Origin of the sequence: Jatrophihabitans sp., from assembly GCF_051960575.1 — a bacterium.
GTDB lineage: Bacteria > Actinomycetota > Actinomycetes > Mycobacteriales > Jatrophihabitantaceae > JBQCEE01.
In genome coordinates this window covers 1-13,369 of sequence record NZ_JBQCEE010000099.1, presented here as the reverse complement: position 1 = coordinate 13,369, position 13,369 = coordinate 1, and the positions used below count along the sequence as shown (strand labels likewise).

Sequence of the window (13,369 nt, the reverse complement as noted above, 5' to 3'; positions counted from 1 at the left end):
CGCTGCTCACGGCGTCCCGGGTGCTCGTCGGCGTCTCGGCACGCTCGCTGGCCGGCACCGCCGACTCGCTGACGCTGCCGCAGTTCCGCACCCTGGTCGTGCTCACCCGGCACGGCGAGATGCCCCTGCACCGGCTGGCCGAGCTGCTCGGGGTCAACTCGTCCAGCGCCATGCGGATGATCGACCGCCTCATCAGCGTCGAGCTGGCCGCGCGCCGAGAGGACCCGAGCAATCGCCGGTACACGCTGGTCAGTGCGACCCGCGAGGGCCAGGCGATCGTCCGCAAGGTGATGGTGCGCCGCCGGGCCGAGCTGCGCCGCATCGTCTCGCGCATGCCGGACGAGCGCAGCGAGCAGCTCGTCGCCGCCCTGCTCGAGTTCGCCCGGGCGTCCGGTGAGGCGGACGAGACCCTGGACGACGAGGTCGCCGCGCTCGGTTGGTGAGCCGCGGGCAGGCTCAGGAGCGCCGCCGCAGCGCCCGTTCGTCGGCCAGCGCGATCGCGAGCTCACCGCTCGCGTTGGGGTGCAGCGGTGCAGGCGCGTCGAGCCCCTGGACGTACGTCGTCGCGGCGCAGACCCCGTGGCCGGCGAAGTCAGGACGCGCGGTGAGGAACCCCGCGGCGTCCGCCCCCTGCTGCAGCACGTCGTTCAGCGCCGCCCGGTCGGCGGCGAGCGCCACCCGCTTGCTCGAGGTCATCCCGACCCCGGACAGGCAGTCGAGGTCGCCGTCGAAGGGGTCGTAGTAGAGGTTCACCACCACGGCGGGGTGCCGCGGCAGCGTCTGCAGACGCGAGAGCAGTTCGAGGTAGTCGCGGCTGAAGCGGCTCAACTGCTGCTGCAGGTACGCCTGCTCGGCCCTGTTGGCGCACGAGGCCGAGACCGCACACAGGCGCAGGATGTCGTCCCAGTGCACGTCGTTCGCGCCGATGTCGACGATCAATACGTCGGCAGCCGCCACCGCCGCGGCCTCGACCTGCGGCGGCTGCGTCCGGCCGTCGACCTGCTGCGGCCCGAGCAGGCCGGCGGCGATCGTCGCGCCACCGCAGGCGACGTTCGTGACCGCGCGGTGCGGGTTGGTGTCCAGCACCTCGGCGAAGGCGACGCTGCTGCGGTGGCAGGCCCGGTCGTCGGGCGTCGCACCGGCGACGAGGTCGTTGCCCTGACCCGCGGCCGTCGAGTCGCCGATCACCGCCACCTGCTGGGTCGAGCCGTCGGACGCGACCGGCGGCGCGGACGCGACCGGCGGTGCGCCCCCGACCAGCGACTGCAGCGACCGGATCGTGCGCAGCTTCGCCGGGGCCGTGGCGGCCGTCGCCATGATGGTCGCGACGTCGAGCGCCAGCCCCACCACGACCGCGAACACGACGACGACCACCGCCCGCCGCGCCGGGCGCCGCAGCCAACCGGTGACCGCCGCCGCGACCGCCGCGATGCACAGCGCCGCGACGGCCAGCTGCCACAGGAAGAAGCGCGTCCAGCCCCGCACGAGGGCGTGCTGCAACGACCGGGCCGCGTCGTCCGGCTGCGACACGAAGCGGGTCACCTGCGAGTCGAGGGTCAGCTGCGCCAGCCGCAGCCGGGGGCGCACCGGGCCGGCGAACTGGACGGTGGTGTCGATCCGCTGCCCGAACAGGTCGAGTTCGCCGGGGCCTGACCAGCTCAGGCTCGGCCCAGTGACGCCCACGTCGATGCGCTGCCCGACCGCCGTCACCCGCTGCATCGGGGTCAGCCACAGCGAGAGCGCGAGCCCGAGCACGATGCTGACGACGATGACGCCGGCGTCCGGGAGCAGTCGTCGGACAGGGCGCACGACCGAAGCCTTCCCGGTCGGACGGTGATCCCTACGGTCTTGCGCTGTGCAATTGTTGCGACGCCGGCGACACCTCGCCCGGGGGCGAACCGTCCGGCGGTGGCCAGTGCCCGCGCCGGCGATCCTCCGCCGGGCGCGGCGAGAACACGTTGCCCTCGGTCGGGCCGATGCGCACGCGGGTCTGGGCGGCGACCGAGAACAGCGGTCGGACGATGCGGTCGTAGACCGCGGGCAGCAGGCGGTAGCCGGCGACGATGACCGGGTTGGTCGGGCCGACCGGGACGGACACGTGCCCGCGCGGCCGGTCCAGCAGACGGGCGATCACCCGACCGGTCGTCTCCGGCTGCACGACCGGCCACGGCGGCCGCGCGCGCCGTCCCGACCAGCTCGCCGCCTGGTAGTAGATCGGCGTGTTCGTGCTGCCGGGGCTCACCAGGCAGACGTGGATGCCCCGCTCACCGACCAGTTCCTGCTGCAGCGTGCGCACCAGCGCCTGCTGGCCCCACTTCGCCGTGCAGTACGCGCCCATCGACGGCACCGTCACCGACCCGAGCAGCGAGTTGACGACGACGAGCGTGCCCGCGCCCTGCCGCCGGAAGACCGGCAGGACGTGCCGGGCCAGCCGCGCGGTGCCGTGGACCGCCGTGTCGACGACCCGTTCGAACACCTCGGCGGGCAACGCTTCGATCGTGCCGTACGCCATGACGGTGGCGGTGTGGACGACGGCGTCGAGCCGGCCGTGCCCGTCGAGGGCACGGGCCACCATGAGCCGCACGTCCTCGTCGTCGTTCACGTCCCCCGCGACGGTGACGACGCTGCGCGCGCCGGCGGCCTCGCACGCCCGAGCGGCGTCCGCCAGGCTCTCGATGCTCCGGGCTGCGAGGACGAGGTGCTCGCCTTGGGCGGCGAGCTGTTCGGCGGTGGCGAGGCCGATGCCGCTGGAGGCACCGACGACCAGGGTCACGCGATCGGTCACGCGCCCAGCCTCCCCGGCGACGGGCCCCGACAAACTGCGCAGAACCTGCGCAGCGGGGTGGCCGCAGCCGCTCTCCGATCTCCCCCGACACCGGCCCGAGCGGCTGCGGCCCATGAGCGACGCCCCGCGCGCCGCCGACCCACTACGCCGTCATCCCGCGACAGCCCGGAGCGGGGGTCCGGCTGCGACGTGTCGCGAGGGCGTAGGCCAACGAGGTACCCAGCGGTTGAACGCTCCACGACGACGTGACAAGAAGACGCCGTCCCGGTTAGGGGTGATCATCGACTGGGTACCCGCTCCCGTTGGCCCCCTGCGGGCCCCTGCTTCGCGGACGCGTCGCGGTTGCGGTCGGGGCGGCCCTGCCCGTCGCGCGACCTGCCGTTGCGCGACCGCTGATCCCCGTCGGACCGGTCGCCCTGCTCGGAGCGTTGCTGCTGCTTCGAGCCGTGCTGACGCCTGGAGCCGTCCTGCTGCTTCGAGCCGTTCTGCTCCTTCGAGCCGTGCTGTTCCTTCGAGCCGTCGGACCGCTGCCGGCGGTCCTGCTGGTCGGACTGCTCCTGCTCCTCCGGCGGCACGACCTGCCCGTCGTGCACCTCGCCCCGCCACTCGCCGGTCGCCTCGCCCCGCATCGCGAGGAACCGCCGGAAATTCTTGAGGTCGAGGCGGGCACGCCGTCCGCCGGCGCGCCAGAGGTTGCCGGTCTTCTCGAACAGCCCCTGCGGGTAGTACTCCATCGTCAGCAGCACCCGGGTGAGGTTCTCGCCGAGTTCGTGGAAGGTCACCACGCCCTTCGTCGAGCCCTTGGCGCCCTCGGAGGTCCAGACGATCCGGTAGTCGGGCACCTGCTCCTGCACGGTCGCCTTCCAGGTGCGCCGCGACTTGAACACCTTCACCCGCCAGTTCGTCTCCGTGTCGCTCGTCTGCTCGACGCCCTCGACGCCCTTCATGAACTGCGAGAACTCCTGGAACTGGGTCCACTGGTTGTAGGCGACCGACACGGGGACGCCGACGTCGATCGACTCCTCGATGTCGGTGGCCTTGATGCCCGAGCGGCCCTTCCCGCCGCCCTGGCCCTTGCCCACCAGGCCCTTGACCTTCTCCTTCAGCCCGGACGTCGCCGCGCCGAGCCCGGCCTTCGCCGGGCCGTCCCCCTGCATGAGCTTCTTGGCGCCCGTCCCGAGCCCGGTGGCCTTGCCGTCGCCTTGGTCGACCGACTTGCCGACGTTCGCGACCTTGTCCCCAACGCCGCTCAACAGTCGTTGTGAACGGGCCTGCGCGAACTCGCGCGCCTGGTCCTTGAGCTGCTGCGTCGCCGGACTGTTCCTGAGTCCCTGCAACAGCCCGGTGCTGCCCGAGCCGGATTCCTTCGCCATGGTCCGCTCCTCGCTCGTCATGCCGGTGTGCTGCGTCGTTGCCGCGACGACCTGGCCGGGGCGTGCCGCGTCCGGGTGCCGGAGCCACCCCGGCGCGACCGGTCGGCCCGGGCCCGCGGCTGGTCCTCGTCCGAGCCGCGGGCCTGGGCACCCTCCCCCGAGAGGCCCTCGTCGTCCCCGTCCGAGTCCTCCTCGTCCGAGTCCTCCTCGTCGTCCTCGTCGTCGTCGGCGGACGCGCGGTACTCGTCCTCATCCGAGTCGTCGTCCTCCTCGGAGTCCTCGTCGTCCTCATACACGTCCTCGTCGGACGCGCGGTACTCGTCGTCGTCCTCGTCGGACGCGCGGTACTGGTCGTCGTCCTCGTCCGAGTCCTCGTCGTCCTCGTCGTCCTCGTCCTCGTCCGACGCGCGGTACTCGTCCTCGTCCTCGTCGTCCTCGTCCGACGCGCGGTACTGGTCGTCGTCGTCACGGTCGTCGGGGTCCTGGTCGTCGCGCTCGTCCTCGTCCGACGCGCGGTACTCGTCGTCGTCCTGCTCCGGCTGCTCGTCCTGCCGGCCCTTGCCGCGCCGCTTCGTCAGCGTGCCGACCGCCCCACCGGCCCGGTCGGTCGCGTCCTTCGCCGTGTCGCCGGCCTGCCCTGCGGCCTGGCCGCCCGCCGACGACAGCGCCTGCGTGCGCTGCTGCAGCGTCTCGGCCAGCTTGCCCGCCCGCGCCTCGAAGACCGACAGCGCGGCCTGCCGGCCGGCGGCGAGCATGGGGCCGCGCAACTGGGCGGTGAGCTCCTTGCCCTGGTCGGTCGCGAGCAGCTTCGTCACCTGCTCGCGGGCCATGTCGGCCGGGCGCGGCTTGCCGCTCATCCACAGCGCGAGGCTGATCGCCATCTTCGCCTTCTTGGAACGCCCCAGCACGTACCCGCCCAGCGCCGCGGCGCCGAACTTCAGTTGATCCTGCATCCGTCCATCTCCTTGCCTTGGGGGCCGGCCGGTCACCAGCCCCACGAGCCGGAACCGCGGAAGGTGTCCGCGGCCTGGTGCACCGTCGTCGTGCGACGGTCGAGGAAGTGCGCGGCGGGCAGCGGCCCGACCGAGCGGAACTGCAGTGCGGGGAAGTCGGCCTGCACCTCGGCGACGGCGGCGTCGAACCGGTCGAGGTCGGCACGCGCCACGAGGAACGCCCAGCGCAGCACCGGGTCCTCCGGGCCGCGCACCTGTCCTCGCGCGACGTCGTCCCGCGCCACCGAGCGCAGTCGCTCGACGACTGCCTCGGCCTGCAGGCGCCGTCGCTCCATCACTGCGGCGGCGATCCGGTGCCCGGTCTCGATGCGGTCGGCGAGATCGCCGGACGCCCCGAAGGACGCGTACCGCGGTGCCAGCTCGGCCAGCACCGCCGCCTCGTCGTCGTCGGCGTCGACCTGGACCTCGACGAGGCCGTCGAGCGCGTCGAGCGACTCGGCGTACTCCGGCGCGGACGCCCCGAGCGTCGTCGAGCGCACGACGGCCTCGTCGGGCTGCACGGTCCCGAGCCGGACCGGCAGCACGGGGCCGTCGTCCAGGGCGGCGATGAGCACGTACAGGTGTGTCCGGGCGGCCTCGTCACCGACCTCGGACGCGTCGATCGCGGACACCAGCGCGGCCACCGGCCCGCCGTCGAGGACCTCGATCGGCGCATGGTCGATGCCGCGCACCCGGGTCGGTGCCGGGTGCCCGCCGCGGACGATGCCGTAGACGTAGAGCATCGGTCAGTCGCTGTCCGACCGGGCACGCCGCTCGCTCGACGGTCGGCGTGCCTCGCTGCGCGGCCGCCCGTTGCCGTTCGAGCCGGACCCGTTCGACCGGCCCGAGTCGCCGTCGTCACCGCGCAGCGACGAGACGACCTCCTTCGCGCTGTCCTTCATGCCGCTGAGCGCGCCCTTCGTCTTGTGCGAGGCGCCCGACTCCTGCAGCTGGCCGACCAGCCCGGGCAGCCCCTGCGCCTGCTCGGACGGCTGGATGTCGAGGCGGTTCACTGCCTCGGCGAAGCGCAGGTAGGTGTCGACGCTGGCGATGACGACGCGGGCGTCGAGGGTGAGGATCTCGATGCCGACGAGGGACAGCCGGACGTAGGCGTCGATGACGATGCCCTTGTCGAGCACCAGGTCGAGCACATCGGCCAGCCCGCTCGGGTGCGGCGCACGGTTGGCGAGGGCCTGGGTCATGGTCGTTCCTCTCGTGGTCGGGACGGGGTTCGCGACGGCCCGGCGACCGCGCGGTGCAACGTCTGCAGTTGTTCGGCGGCGTCGCGCAATGCCGAGCCGAGCGCCTCGATCTGGTCGTCGGTGAGATCGCCGGCGTCGACCCGACGGATCGCCTGTCGTTCGAGCAGCTCGCGCACCAGGTCGAGCACGACGAGCACGAGTTCGGCGAGCCCGCGGCCGACGTCGTCGGCGGCGAGATCGATGCGCACCGGCGCCGCGCGGGTCATGACGGATCCTCGACGGCGGCGACGCCGGCGAGCAGCGCACGCAGATCGAGCCGGATGAGATCGACACCGGCGACGCTGATGATGACGTCGCCCGCGATGCTCACCCCTATGGCGAGCAGGGCATCGAGCGCGCCGACGAGCCCGTCGAGCCCGACCCGCTCGCCGTCGCTGGTCATGACACTCGTCATCGGCGCACCTCGAGCCGGACGTCGGCGAACGACCAGGCCGGCAGGGGTCCGTCGAGCACGACCTCGACACCCTCGCCACCCAGGGTCGCGGCCGCCTCCGTCATCCGGCGGGCGAACGCCTCCGCCGCCTCGTGCGGCACCAGGTACGAGGCGACGTGGGCGGCCTCGGCGCCACGCCGTCGCGTCCGCACGTCGTCGGACAGCTCGCGCAGTTCCTCGTCCAGCTGTGCCACGATCCGTTCGCGGCGCGCCCGCTCGTCCTCGACCGCCCGGCGCGCGGTGCGGCGCTGCAGCAGGTAGTCGCGGCCGGAGGTTCGGCCCATCGGCGCCGCCGGTGCCGCGGCAGTCGGGAAGCGCACCCGCACCGTCCATTCGGCCCGTCCTCGCAACGCACGCAACTGCTGTTGCAGCTGGTCGTGCGACGCGTGCAGCATCGCGGTCACGCGCTCGGTGTCGGCGTAGAGCGTGCCGAGACGGACGGGCAGGACTGCGCCGGCCGTCGCATGCCGACGCAGCACGGCGTCGTGCTGCTCGGCCAGTCGCAGCAGCCCCGCGCCCGAGTCGTCGGTCAGGTCGTCGAGGGCGCTCGCGTCGAGGTCACGGCACAGCGCGCCGACGGAGCGGACGACCACCAGCCGATCGCCGCGCAGCAGCAGCTCGGGCGTCGCCGCCGTCACCTCGACGATGCCGTAGAGGTACAGGCACCCGCTCGCCGGCGGGCTGTCAATCCCGGTCATGGTCATCACCGCGTCCCTGCTCGAGTTCGGCGACGCGGCGGCGGAGCTGCTCGACCTCGTCCTGGGCGCGGCGGGCGTCACTCGACAGGAAGGGGTCGGTGGTCCACCAGTCGATGCCCATGCTGCGGGCGGTGTCGGCGGAGGCGATCAGCAACCGGATCTTCAGCGTCAGCAGTTCGATGTCGAGAATGTTGACGCCGACGTCGCCGACGATCACGACGCCCTTGTCGAGCACGCGTTCCAGCACGTCGGCCAAACCGCTGCCGCCGTCGGGACGGCGCACCCCCGGCGCGCCGGCTCCGCGGCCGATGCTGCTGATCGGGGTCGGTTCCATCGCCGTCACCGCCCGTCCGTCGAGGCCCGGGTGAAGCGGCGGATGCGCTCGTAGCCGATGACGGCGCCGTCGGCGTCGGCGTCGACCCGGTAGGTCGACAGGACGCTGGTGGTCGCCGGCACCCGCTCGACGTCGACGACGTCGACGAGCAGCGACCATCCGTCGTCGGTGCGCCGCACGCCCGACACGCGGTCGGCCGGCTGCCCGGTGAGCTCGCAGAACTCGCCGACCGCGTGGCCGACCAGCTTGCGCAGCGGCAGGGCGCGGCGATGCGCCCGATCCGGCTGGGCCGTCATGAGATTCCTCCTGGAGCTTCCCCCGAACGGGTCGCTCAGCAGCACCTGTTGGCTGCGGTGCGCGGCGCATGTTGGCCGGCGCAGTTCGGACGCTACCCACGTCCTCGCACCCACAACGAATTTCTGACAACTTTGCGCCAGTACCGTTTATCTGATGCATTTGCGGGGTACCTGCTGGCGCACTCGAACTGCCAGAAGGAGCACGCCGTGAAGGACGTGAGCGAACGCATCGCCATGCACGACGCCGTCTTCGGCGCCCTGCTGGACAAGGTGCGTCAGGACCGCTATCCCAGCACGCAACAGCTCGATCTGCTGGAGCAGCACCTCGTCGGCCACGAGCGACAGGAGTTCGTCGAGGTGCTGCTCGAGAAGGTCCGCCAGGATCGCTACCCCAGCATGCAGTTGGTGCATCGGGTGCTGCGATTGAGCGGATGACGCGTCACGGAAATGACCAGGAAAACGTCCGGGAAATGCGCGATCACCGTGTCACGTGAACACCGGTATCGGTAACTCCAGGTTCGGCGGCGGCTCACTCGAGCGCGGCGGACAGGATGCGGTCGAGGGCCGCGAGGTCGTCGGCGGGCAGCCCGGCGAGCGCCGGCGGTGGCACGTCCAGCATGCGCTGCGCGGTGCGGGCGAGGCGCTTGCCCGCCGCGGTCGCCACCACGATCTTGCGGCGCCGGTCGGCCGGGTCGGTGCGGCGCTCGACCAGGTCGCGCTGCGCGAGGTCGTCGACGACGACGGTCGTGTACGGCGCGTCGATCGCGAGCAGCGCCGCCAGCTCGCGCATGGTCATCGGCGCGTGCGCGACATGCCGCAGCGCCTTGACCCGCACGAAACTCATGCCGAGCCGGGCCGCCACCTCGGCGCGACGGTCGTTGCGGTCGAGCACGAGGGTGCGCATGGCCGTCCAGACCCGTACCGCGGCGTCGTCGCTCATGCGGCCGCCACCCGGGCGTCGTCGAGCCGCTCGACGCTGGCGTCGCCGAGTTCGGCGGCCGTCCTGACCGCGCTGCGGCGTGCGGCGGCCGTGGTGGTGAGCAGCCCCAGCACTGCGACGGCGAGGCCGCAGCCGACCACCACGACGACGGCCGCGTGCGACCGCGACACCAGCCCGGTGCCGACCGGCCCGCCGGTGCCCGCATTGATCATCGAGCCGATGACGGCGATGCCGAGGGACGCACCCACCTGCCGACTGGTCGAGGCGAAGGCCGCGGCCACCCCCGATTGCGAGCGCGGCATGCCCGAAACGGCGGTGTTGGTGATCGGCGGATTGACCAGCCCGAAGCCCGCCGCGAAGACGGCGTACGCGGCCACGAGCAGCCAGTGCGACGTGGACGCCGAGAGCCCGACGACCATCAACGAGCCGGCGGCGATGAGCAGACCGGCGGCGACCAGCGAGCGCCGCGCACCACCCGCCGCGACGAGCCGGCCGGACAGCGGCGCGCACACCAGCACCATCACCGCCATGGGCGCGGTCACCAGCCCGGCGTGCAGCGGCGAGAGACCACGCACGTCCTGCAGGTAGAGCGTGGTCAGGAACAGGAAGCCCGAGTAGGCACCGAAGGCGCACACCGCGGTGACGGTCGCACCGGCGAACGGGATGCTGCGGAAGAAGCGGAACTCGATGAGCGGCTCGGTGCGCCGCGGCTCGTAGGCGAGCAACGCCGCGAGTGCGCCCAGTGCGAGCACGAGCGGCACCAGCACCTCGGGCGACGTCCAGCCCGCGCGCGGCGACTCGATGATCGCGTAGGTCAGGCCGCCGAGCAGCACCACCACGAGCACCTGCCCGACGGCGTCGACCCGGCGGGCGCGGGCCGCGCGCGACTCGGGCACGACCAACGCCGTGAGCACGAAGGCCGCGAGGCCGATCGGGGCGTTGATCCAGAAGATCGAGCGCCACCCGATGCCGTCGGTGAGCGCGCCACCGACGATCGGACCGAGCCCGAGGCTGAGGCCCACGACGCCGCCCCAGACGCCGATGGCCTGCGCGCGCTCCCTCGGCTCGGTGAAGACGTTGGTGATGATGGACATCGCGACCGGGTTCAGCATCGATCCGCCCACCGCCTGCACCATGCGGAAGGCGATGAGCCAGCCCAACCCCGGCGCGAGGCTGCACAGCACCGACCCCGAGACGAAGACGACCAGCCCGGTCATGAAGGTGCGCTTGCGACCGAAGCGATCGCCCGTCGACCCGGCGAGGATCAGCAGGCCGGCGAGCACCACGGTGTACGCGTCGACCGTCCACTGCAGGTCGGCCACCGTGCCGTGGAAGGACCGGGCGATCGAGGGCAGGGCGACGTTGACGATGGTGTTGTCCATGCCGACGATCAGCAGGCTGAGACAGCAGGTCGCCAGCACCAGTAGGCGTCGGCGTCGGCTCAGGACGGGCACGCGGTCCCCCATTCGTTGTGTGACTACAACGATGATAGCCACACAATGAATCGGTGTATCAGAGCTGCACGTCACCCTCGTCGTCGTCCGGCGGCGTCGGGTCGTCCGGCCAGCGGTAGAGCGTCACCCGGGCGAGGTGACGCAGACGCGGCTCCCACGTCGCGCGGTCGGCCACGTACCGGTGCAGGGCGACGTCGGACCCGTCGACCTCGATGCCGCTGCGGCGCAGCACCCGGACGGCGTTGCCGAACCGCACTCCCCACCGGTCGCGGTCGGCCTGGTCGAACGCCATGACCGGTGGACGCGGGATCAGCTCGGCCAGCAGCGCATCCGCCGCCTGGTCGAGTTCGTCGAGCGCCGACGACCTGACGATGCCCGCATACCGCCCCTGGTCGAGCGCCGCACCGATGATCGACCTGGCGTCGAGCAGGGTGAGCAGCATCCGCGGCAGCGCGTAGTAGGTGTCGCGGTAGTGGAAGTAGCGCAGCACCGGGTACGAGAGGTGGCTCTGCAGCACCTCGCGCAGCACCGATGCGGTGTCGTTGACGTAGCCGCGCGCATCGGGCAGGTCGGCGTCGGCCACCAGCCCGGCGACGAACCGCGCGGCGTCGTCGGTCTGCCGGGTGCGGTGGTGCACGCCGAGGGCGAACGCGTTGCGGGTCGTCAGGTTGCCGTAGACGTTGAGGAAGTAGGTGATGATCATGCTGATCGTCACGAAGCCGCTCGCCGTGTCGACGATGGCCAGCGTGCGCCAAAGCCCGGTCGCCGCTACGTAGTCACCGGTGCCGAGCGTCGTGATGAGGAACCCGCTGTAGTAGAAGGCCGTCGCCCAACCGGTGTCGGTCGGCCCCGATCCGGCGCGGATGCCGTGCCCGAGCGCCGGCTGGTAGATCAGGGCCCAGCCCGCGTCCAGCAGCAGGAACCAGACGGCGAGCAGCACCGCGATCTGCGCCGGCCCGCAGTAGGCGAGCACGCTGCGTTGCGTGCGGCCACGGGTCCAGAGCGCCGCGCGCCGGAAGAGCCGCCACACCAGCGCCTCGAGGGGTTTGCGCAGCACCCCGCGTCCGGACGCCGGGAAGAGCACCGTCTGGAAGACGTCCTGCGCGACGGCGAGCAGCAGGACGATCCCGACGAGACGCAGCAGAAGATCCACGGCGGTGGTCTGCCCGGTGCGCTACCTCGTCATCACGTCTCCTCGGTCGGCGGCTCACGCAGCAGTGACAGCAGCCCGTCGAGGTCGTCGCGGCACGGGCCGCAGGCGCGCAGATGTGCCGCGACCGCTGGATGGGCGACCGACGCCGCGTCGCGGCCCTCCGTCGCCTCCAGTTCGGCGTATGCGGCGAGCACCTTCATTGCGTGCGCGCACCCGGCGTCGCGCGGATCCACCTCGAGCAAGCGGTCGAGCGGGGTCCAGCCGGTCATCGCACCACCTCCACGGCGTCGACGCTGTCTGCGGCGTCCCGTCCGGCCGCGAGGTAGCCACTCGCGGTGAAGTGCTCGCGGATCCGCCGGCGCGCCTCGTACACCGACTTGTAGACCACGTCGCGGCTGACGCCGAGTTCGGCGGTCAGGACGTCGAGCGGCACGCCGTCGACGACGATCGCGACGAAGATCCGCCGCTGCCGCGATGTCAACAGGGTGTCGACCGCCTGCCGCAGCAGCCCGACCAGTTCGTGGGCATGCACCGTGTCCGCCGGCGTCGCGCCCCAGCGGTCGGGCAGCGTCTGCCACTGTTCGGCGTCGAGACGAACGTCGCCGAGCGTGCGCCGGTGCCGCCCGATGACGGCACTGACCTCGAGGACCGCGAAGGCATAGGCCCAGGTGGTGAAGCGGCTGTCGCCACGGAAGGTCCCCAGCTTCGTCAGGACGGCGAGGGTCGCGTCGTCGGCCGCCTGCTCGGCGAGGTCGTCCAGGTCGGCGGCACCGAGACCGACCGCACCTGCCCGGCGCCGGAGCTCGCGGTGCGCCGCCCGCCGCAGCAGCCCGTGGAGCTCGGCCACCGCCTCGTCCCGCACCGCGCCGGACGCCTGCAGCGAGGGCAGCCACTGCTCGTCGTCCACGGCAGCGACGCTAACAGCGCACCGCATTACCGCGCCCTTACGAGCGGCCGCCGTCGGGTCAGAACGACGGCGCACGGGACGCGGACTCGGGTGTCGACGGGACCGACCCGTCGACGTGGCATCGACCACCCTCACCGAAAGGCCTCGTCGATGATCCCGAAGTCCCTCACCGCCGTGCTCACGGGCACCGCCGGTGCCGCCGTCGCCGCGCTGGTCGCGGCCGGCCCCGCCGCAGCGTCCCCCGTCTCGGCGCACCACCTGTCGTCCGACGACCGCGCCGGCGCCGTCTTCGTCCAGAACGACGCCCTCGACGGCAACCAGATCGTCGCGTACCGGCGGGCCGCGGACGGCGGCCTCACCCGGCTGGCGCAGTACGACACCGGCGGGCTCGGTGGCCGGCTCGCCGGGGCAGCCGTCGACTTCACCGCGTCGCAGGGGGCGCTCGGGTACCTGCCGCGGCACCGCGAGCTGCTCGCGGTGAACCCGGGCAGCGACACGCTCACCGTCTTCGGGGTCGAGGGCACGACGCTCGCGCGTCGCCAGATCGTCGACACCGCAGGCAGCTTCCCCGTCAGCGTGACCGCCGACGGCAACCGCGTCTTCGTACTCAACGCCCGTGGAGGCGGCAGCATCCAGGGTTACGCCGTCCGCGGCGGTCGTCTCGAGCCGGTCGCCGCGTGGCACCGCGAGCTCGGACTGCCCGTGACCACCGGCGCTGCCGAATTCACCCACACGCCGGGGC

General features: G+C 72.5%; 18 protein-coding genes and 1 pseudogene. 3 read left to right on the top strand and 16 right to left on the bottom strand.

The features are described 5' to 3' along the window. Nucleotides 1–2 precede the first annotated feature (2 nt). Nucleotides 3–443, top strand: coding sequence for a MarR family winged helix-turn-helix transcriptional regulator (locus tag ACTHMS_RS05260; protein WP_440305622.1), 441 nt, complete (start codon nt 3–5; stop codon nt 441–443). A gap of 13 nt (nt 444–456) precedes the next feature. Here ACTHMS_RS05260 and ACTHMS_RS05255 read toward each other — a convergent pair whose 3' ends face one another. The 11 genes from ACTHMS_RS05255 to gvpO all read right to left on the bottom strand — a co-directional run bounded on the left by ACTHMS_RS05255 (nt 457) and on the right by gvpO (nt 8,173). Beyond that, nucleotides 457–1,809, bottom strand: coding sequence for a GDSL-type esterase/lipase family protein (locus ACTHMS_RS05255; RefSeq protein WP_440305621.1), 1,353 nt, complete (start codon nt 1,807–1,809; stop codon nt 457–459). A gap of 31 nt (nt 1,810–1,840) precedes the next feature. Further along, on the bottom strand, nt 1,841–2,785 hold the full coding sequence (locus ACTHMS_RS05250) for an SDR family NAD(P)-dependent oxidoreductase (protein ID WP_440305620.1): 945 nt from the start codon (nt 2,783–2,785) through the stop codon (nt 1,841–1,843). A gap of 278 nt (nt 2,786–3,063) precedes the next feature. Continuing rightward, nucleotides 3,064–4,158: an SRPBCC family protein gene (locus tag ACTHMS_RS05245; protein ID WP_440305619.1), complete on the bottom strand. Its 1,095-nt coding sequence runs from the start codon at nt 4,156–4,158 to the stop codon at nt 3,064–3,066. Nucleotides 4,159–4,175: 17 nt separating this feature from the next. Then, nucleotides 4,176–5,111, bottom strand: coding sequence for a hypothetical protein (locus ACTHMS_RS05240; RefSeq protein WP_440305618.1), 936 nt, complete (start codon nt 5,109–5,111; stop codon nt 4,176–4,178). 32 nt (nt 5,112–5,143) lie between these two features. Further along, nucleotides 5,144–5,893, bottom strand: a complete 750-nt coding sequence (locus ACTHMS_RS05235) for a GvpL/GvpF family gas vesicle protein (RefSeq protein WP_440305617.1) — start codon at nt 5,891–5,893, stop codon at nt 5,144–5,146. Between the two features lie 3 nt (nt 5,894–5,896). Further along, nucleotides 5,897–6,352, bottom strand: coding sequence for a gas vesicle structural protein GvpA (locus ACTHMS_RS05230; RefSeq protein ID WP_440305616.1), 456 nt, complete (start codon nt 6,350–6,352; stop codon nt 5,897–5,899). Next, entirely contained in the window at nt 6,349–6,618 is a 270-nt protein-coding gene (gene gvpK / locus ACTHMS_RS05225) for a gas vesicle protein GvpK (protein ID WP_440305615.1), read from the bottom strand. The genes ACTHMS_RS05230 and gvpK overlap by 4 nt, the downstream gene beginning before the upstream one ends. Continuing rightward, nucleotides 6,615–6,806 carry a gas vesicle protein GvpJ gene (gvpJ, locus tag ACTHMS_RS05220; RefSeq protein ID WP_440305614.1) on the bottom strand — a complete coding sequence of 64 codons (192 nt, stop codon included), beginning with the start codon at nt 6,804–6,806 and terminating at the stop codon, nt 6,615–6,617. Before gvpJ (ACTHMS_RS05220) ends, gvpK begins: the two co-directional genes overlap by 4 nt. Then, complete coding sequence (locus ACTHMS_RS05215; protein WP_440305613.1) at nt 6,803–7,543, bottom strand: GvpL/GvpF family gas vesicle protein; 741 nt, start codon at nt 7,541–7,543, stop codon at nt 6,803–6,805. Before ACTHMS_RS05215 ends, gvpJ (ACTHMS_RS05220) begins: the two co-directional genes overlap by 4 nt. Further along, nucleotides 7,530–7,877, bottom strand: coding sequence for a gas vesicle protein GvpJ (gvpJ, locus tag ACTHMS_RS05210; RefSeq protein ID WP_440305612.1), 348 nt, complete (start codon nt 7,875–7,877; stop codon nt 7,530–7,532). Before gvpJ (ACTHMS_RS05210) ends, ACTHMS_RS05215 begins: the two co-directional genes overlap by 14 nt. Nucleotides 7,878–7,882: 5 nt before the next feature. Further along, the gene (gvpO, locus tag ACTHMS_RS05205; RefSeq protein ID WP_440305611.1) at nt 7,883–8,173 is read right to left on the bottom strand and encodes a gas vesicle protein GvpO; all 291 of its coding nucleotides are present in this window, start codon (nt 8,171–8,173) and stop codon (nt 7,883–7,885) included. 207 nt (nt 8,174–8,380) lie between these two features. Between gvpO and ACTHMS_RS05200 the strand changes: the two genes are divergently transcribed. Further along, complete coding sequence (locus ACTHMS_RS05200; protein WP_440305610.1) at nt 8,381–8,608, top strand: hypothetical protein; 228 nt, start codon at nt 8,381–8,383, stop codon at nt 8,606–8,608. Between the two features lie 94 nt (nt 8,609–8,702). Here the strand turns inward: ACTHMS_RS05200 and ACTHMS_RS05195 are convergent, their stop codons facing one another. From ACTHMS_RS05195 to ACTHMS_RS05175, 5 genes are read right to left on the bottom strand one after another with little or no spacing between them, the layout of a single operon-like run. Then, nucleotides 8,703–9,113 carry a MarR family winged helix-turn-helix transcriptional regulator gene (locus tag ACTHMS_RS05195; RefSeq protein ID WP_440305609.1) on the bottom strand — a complete coding sequence of 137 codons (411 nt, stop codon included), beginning with the start codon at nt 9,111–9,113 and terminating at the stop codon, nt 8,703–8,705. Further along, nucleotides 9,110–10,579: an MFS transporter gene (locus ACTHMS_RS05190; protein ID WP_440305608.1), complete on the bottom strand. Its 1,470-nt coding sequence runs from the start codon at nt 10,577–10,579 to the stop codon at nt 9,110–9,112. The genes ACTHMS_RS05195 and ACTHMS_RS05190 overlap by 4 nt, the downstream gene beginning before the upstream one ends. Nucleotides 10,580–10,625: 46 nt before the next feature. Continuing rightward, a complete protein-coding gene (locus tag ACTHMS_RS05185; RefSeq protein ID WP_440305607.1) occupies nt 10,626–11,720 on the bottom strand; it encodes an ion channel in 1,095 nt (364 codons plus the stop codon). A gap of 32 nt (nt 11,721–11,752) precedes the next feature. Beyond that, nucleotides 11,753–11,989, bottom strand: coding sequence for a hypothetical protein (locus ACTHMS_RS05180; RefSeq protein WP_440305606.1), 237 nt, complete (start codon nt 11,987–11,989; stop codon nt 11,753–11,755). Then, complete coding sequence (locus tag ACTHMS_RS05175; protein WP_440305605.1) at nt 11,986–12,627, bottom strand: sigma-70 family RNA polymerase sigma factor; 642 nt, start codon at nt 12,625–12,627, stop codon at nt 11,986–11,988. The genes ACTHMS_RS05180 and ACTHMS_RS05175 overlap by 4 nt, the downstream gene beginning before the upstream one ends. Nucleotides 12,628–12,777: 150 nt before the next feature. Here ACTHMS_RS05175 and ACTHMS_RS05170 point away from each other — a divergent pair. Then, a pseudogene (locus tag ACTHMS_RS05170) lies at nt 12,778–13,369 on the top strand (lactonase family protein); the annotation flags it as partial.

Excerpts from the sequence above, each read along its gene's own strand:
- ACTHMS_RS05230 (WP_440305616.1), bottom strand. The coding sequence starts at position 6,352 with ATGACCCAGGCCCTCGCCAACCGTGCGCCGCACCCGAGCGGGCTGGCC.
- gvpJ (WP_440305614.1), bottom strand. The coding sequence starts at position 6,806 with ATGACGAGTGTCATGACCAGCGACGGCGAGCGGGTCGGGCTCGACGGG.
- ACTHMS_RS05180 (WP_440305606.1), bottom strand. The coding sequence starts at position 11,989 with ATGACCGGCTGGACCCCGCTCGACCGCTTGCTCGAGGTGGATCCGCGC.
- ACTHMS_RS05235 (WP_440305617.1), bottom strand. The coding sequence starts at position 5,893 with ATGCTCTACGTCTACGGCATCGTCCGCGGCGGGCACCCGGCACCGACC.
- ACTHMS_RS05215 (WP_440305613.1), bottom strand. The coding sequence starts at position 7,543 with ATGACCGGGATTGACAGCCCGCCGGCGAGCGGGTGCCTGTACCTCTAC.
- ACTHMS_RS05190 (WP_440305608.1), bottom strand. The coding sequence starts at position 10,579 with ATGGGGGACCGCGTGCCCGTCCTGAGCCGACGCCGACGCCTACTGGTG.
- gvpK (WP_440305615.1), bottom strand. The coding sequence starts at position 6,618 with ATGACCCGCGCGGCGCCGGTGCGCATCGATCTCGCCGCCGACGACGTC.
- ACTHMS_RS05195 (WP_440305609.1), bottom strand. The coding sequence starts at position 9,113 with ATGAGCGACGACGCCGCGGTACGGGTCTGGACGGCCATGCGCACCCTC.
- gvpO (WP_440305611.1), bottom strand. The coding sequence starts at position 8,173 with ATGACGGCCCAGCCGGATCGGGCGCATCGCCGCGCCCTGCCGCTGCGC.
- ACTHMS_RS05240 (WP_440305618.1), bottom strand. The coding sequence starts at position 5,111 with ATGCAGGATCAACTGAAGTTCGGCGCCGCGGCGCTGGGCGGGTACGTG.
- gvpJ (WP_440305612.1), bottom strand. The coding sequence starts at position 7,877 with ATGGAACCGACCCCGATCAGCAGCATCGGCCGCGGAGCCGGCGCGCCG.
- ACTHMS_RS05245 (WP_440305619.1), bottom strand. The coding sequence starts at position 4,158 with ATGGCGAAGGAATCCGGCTCGGGCAGCACCGGGCTGTTGCAGGGACTC.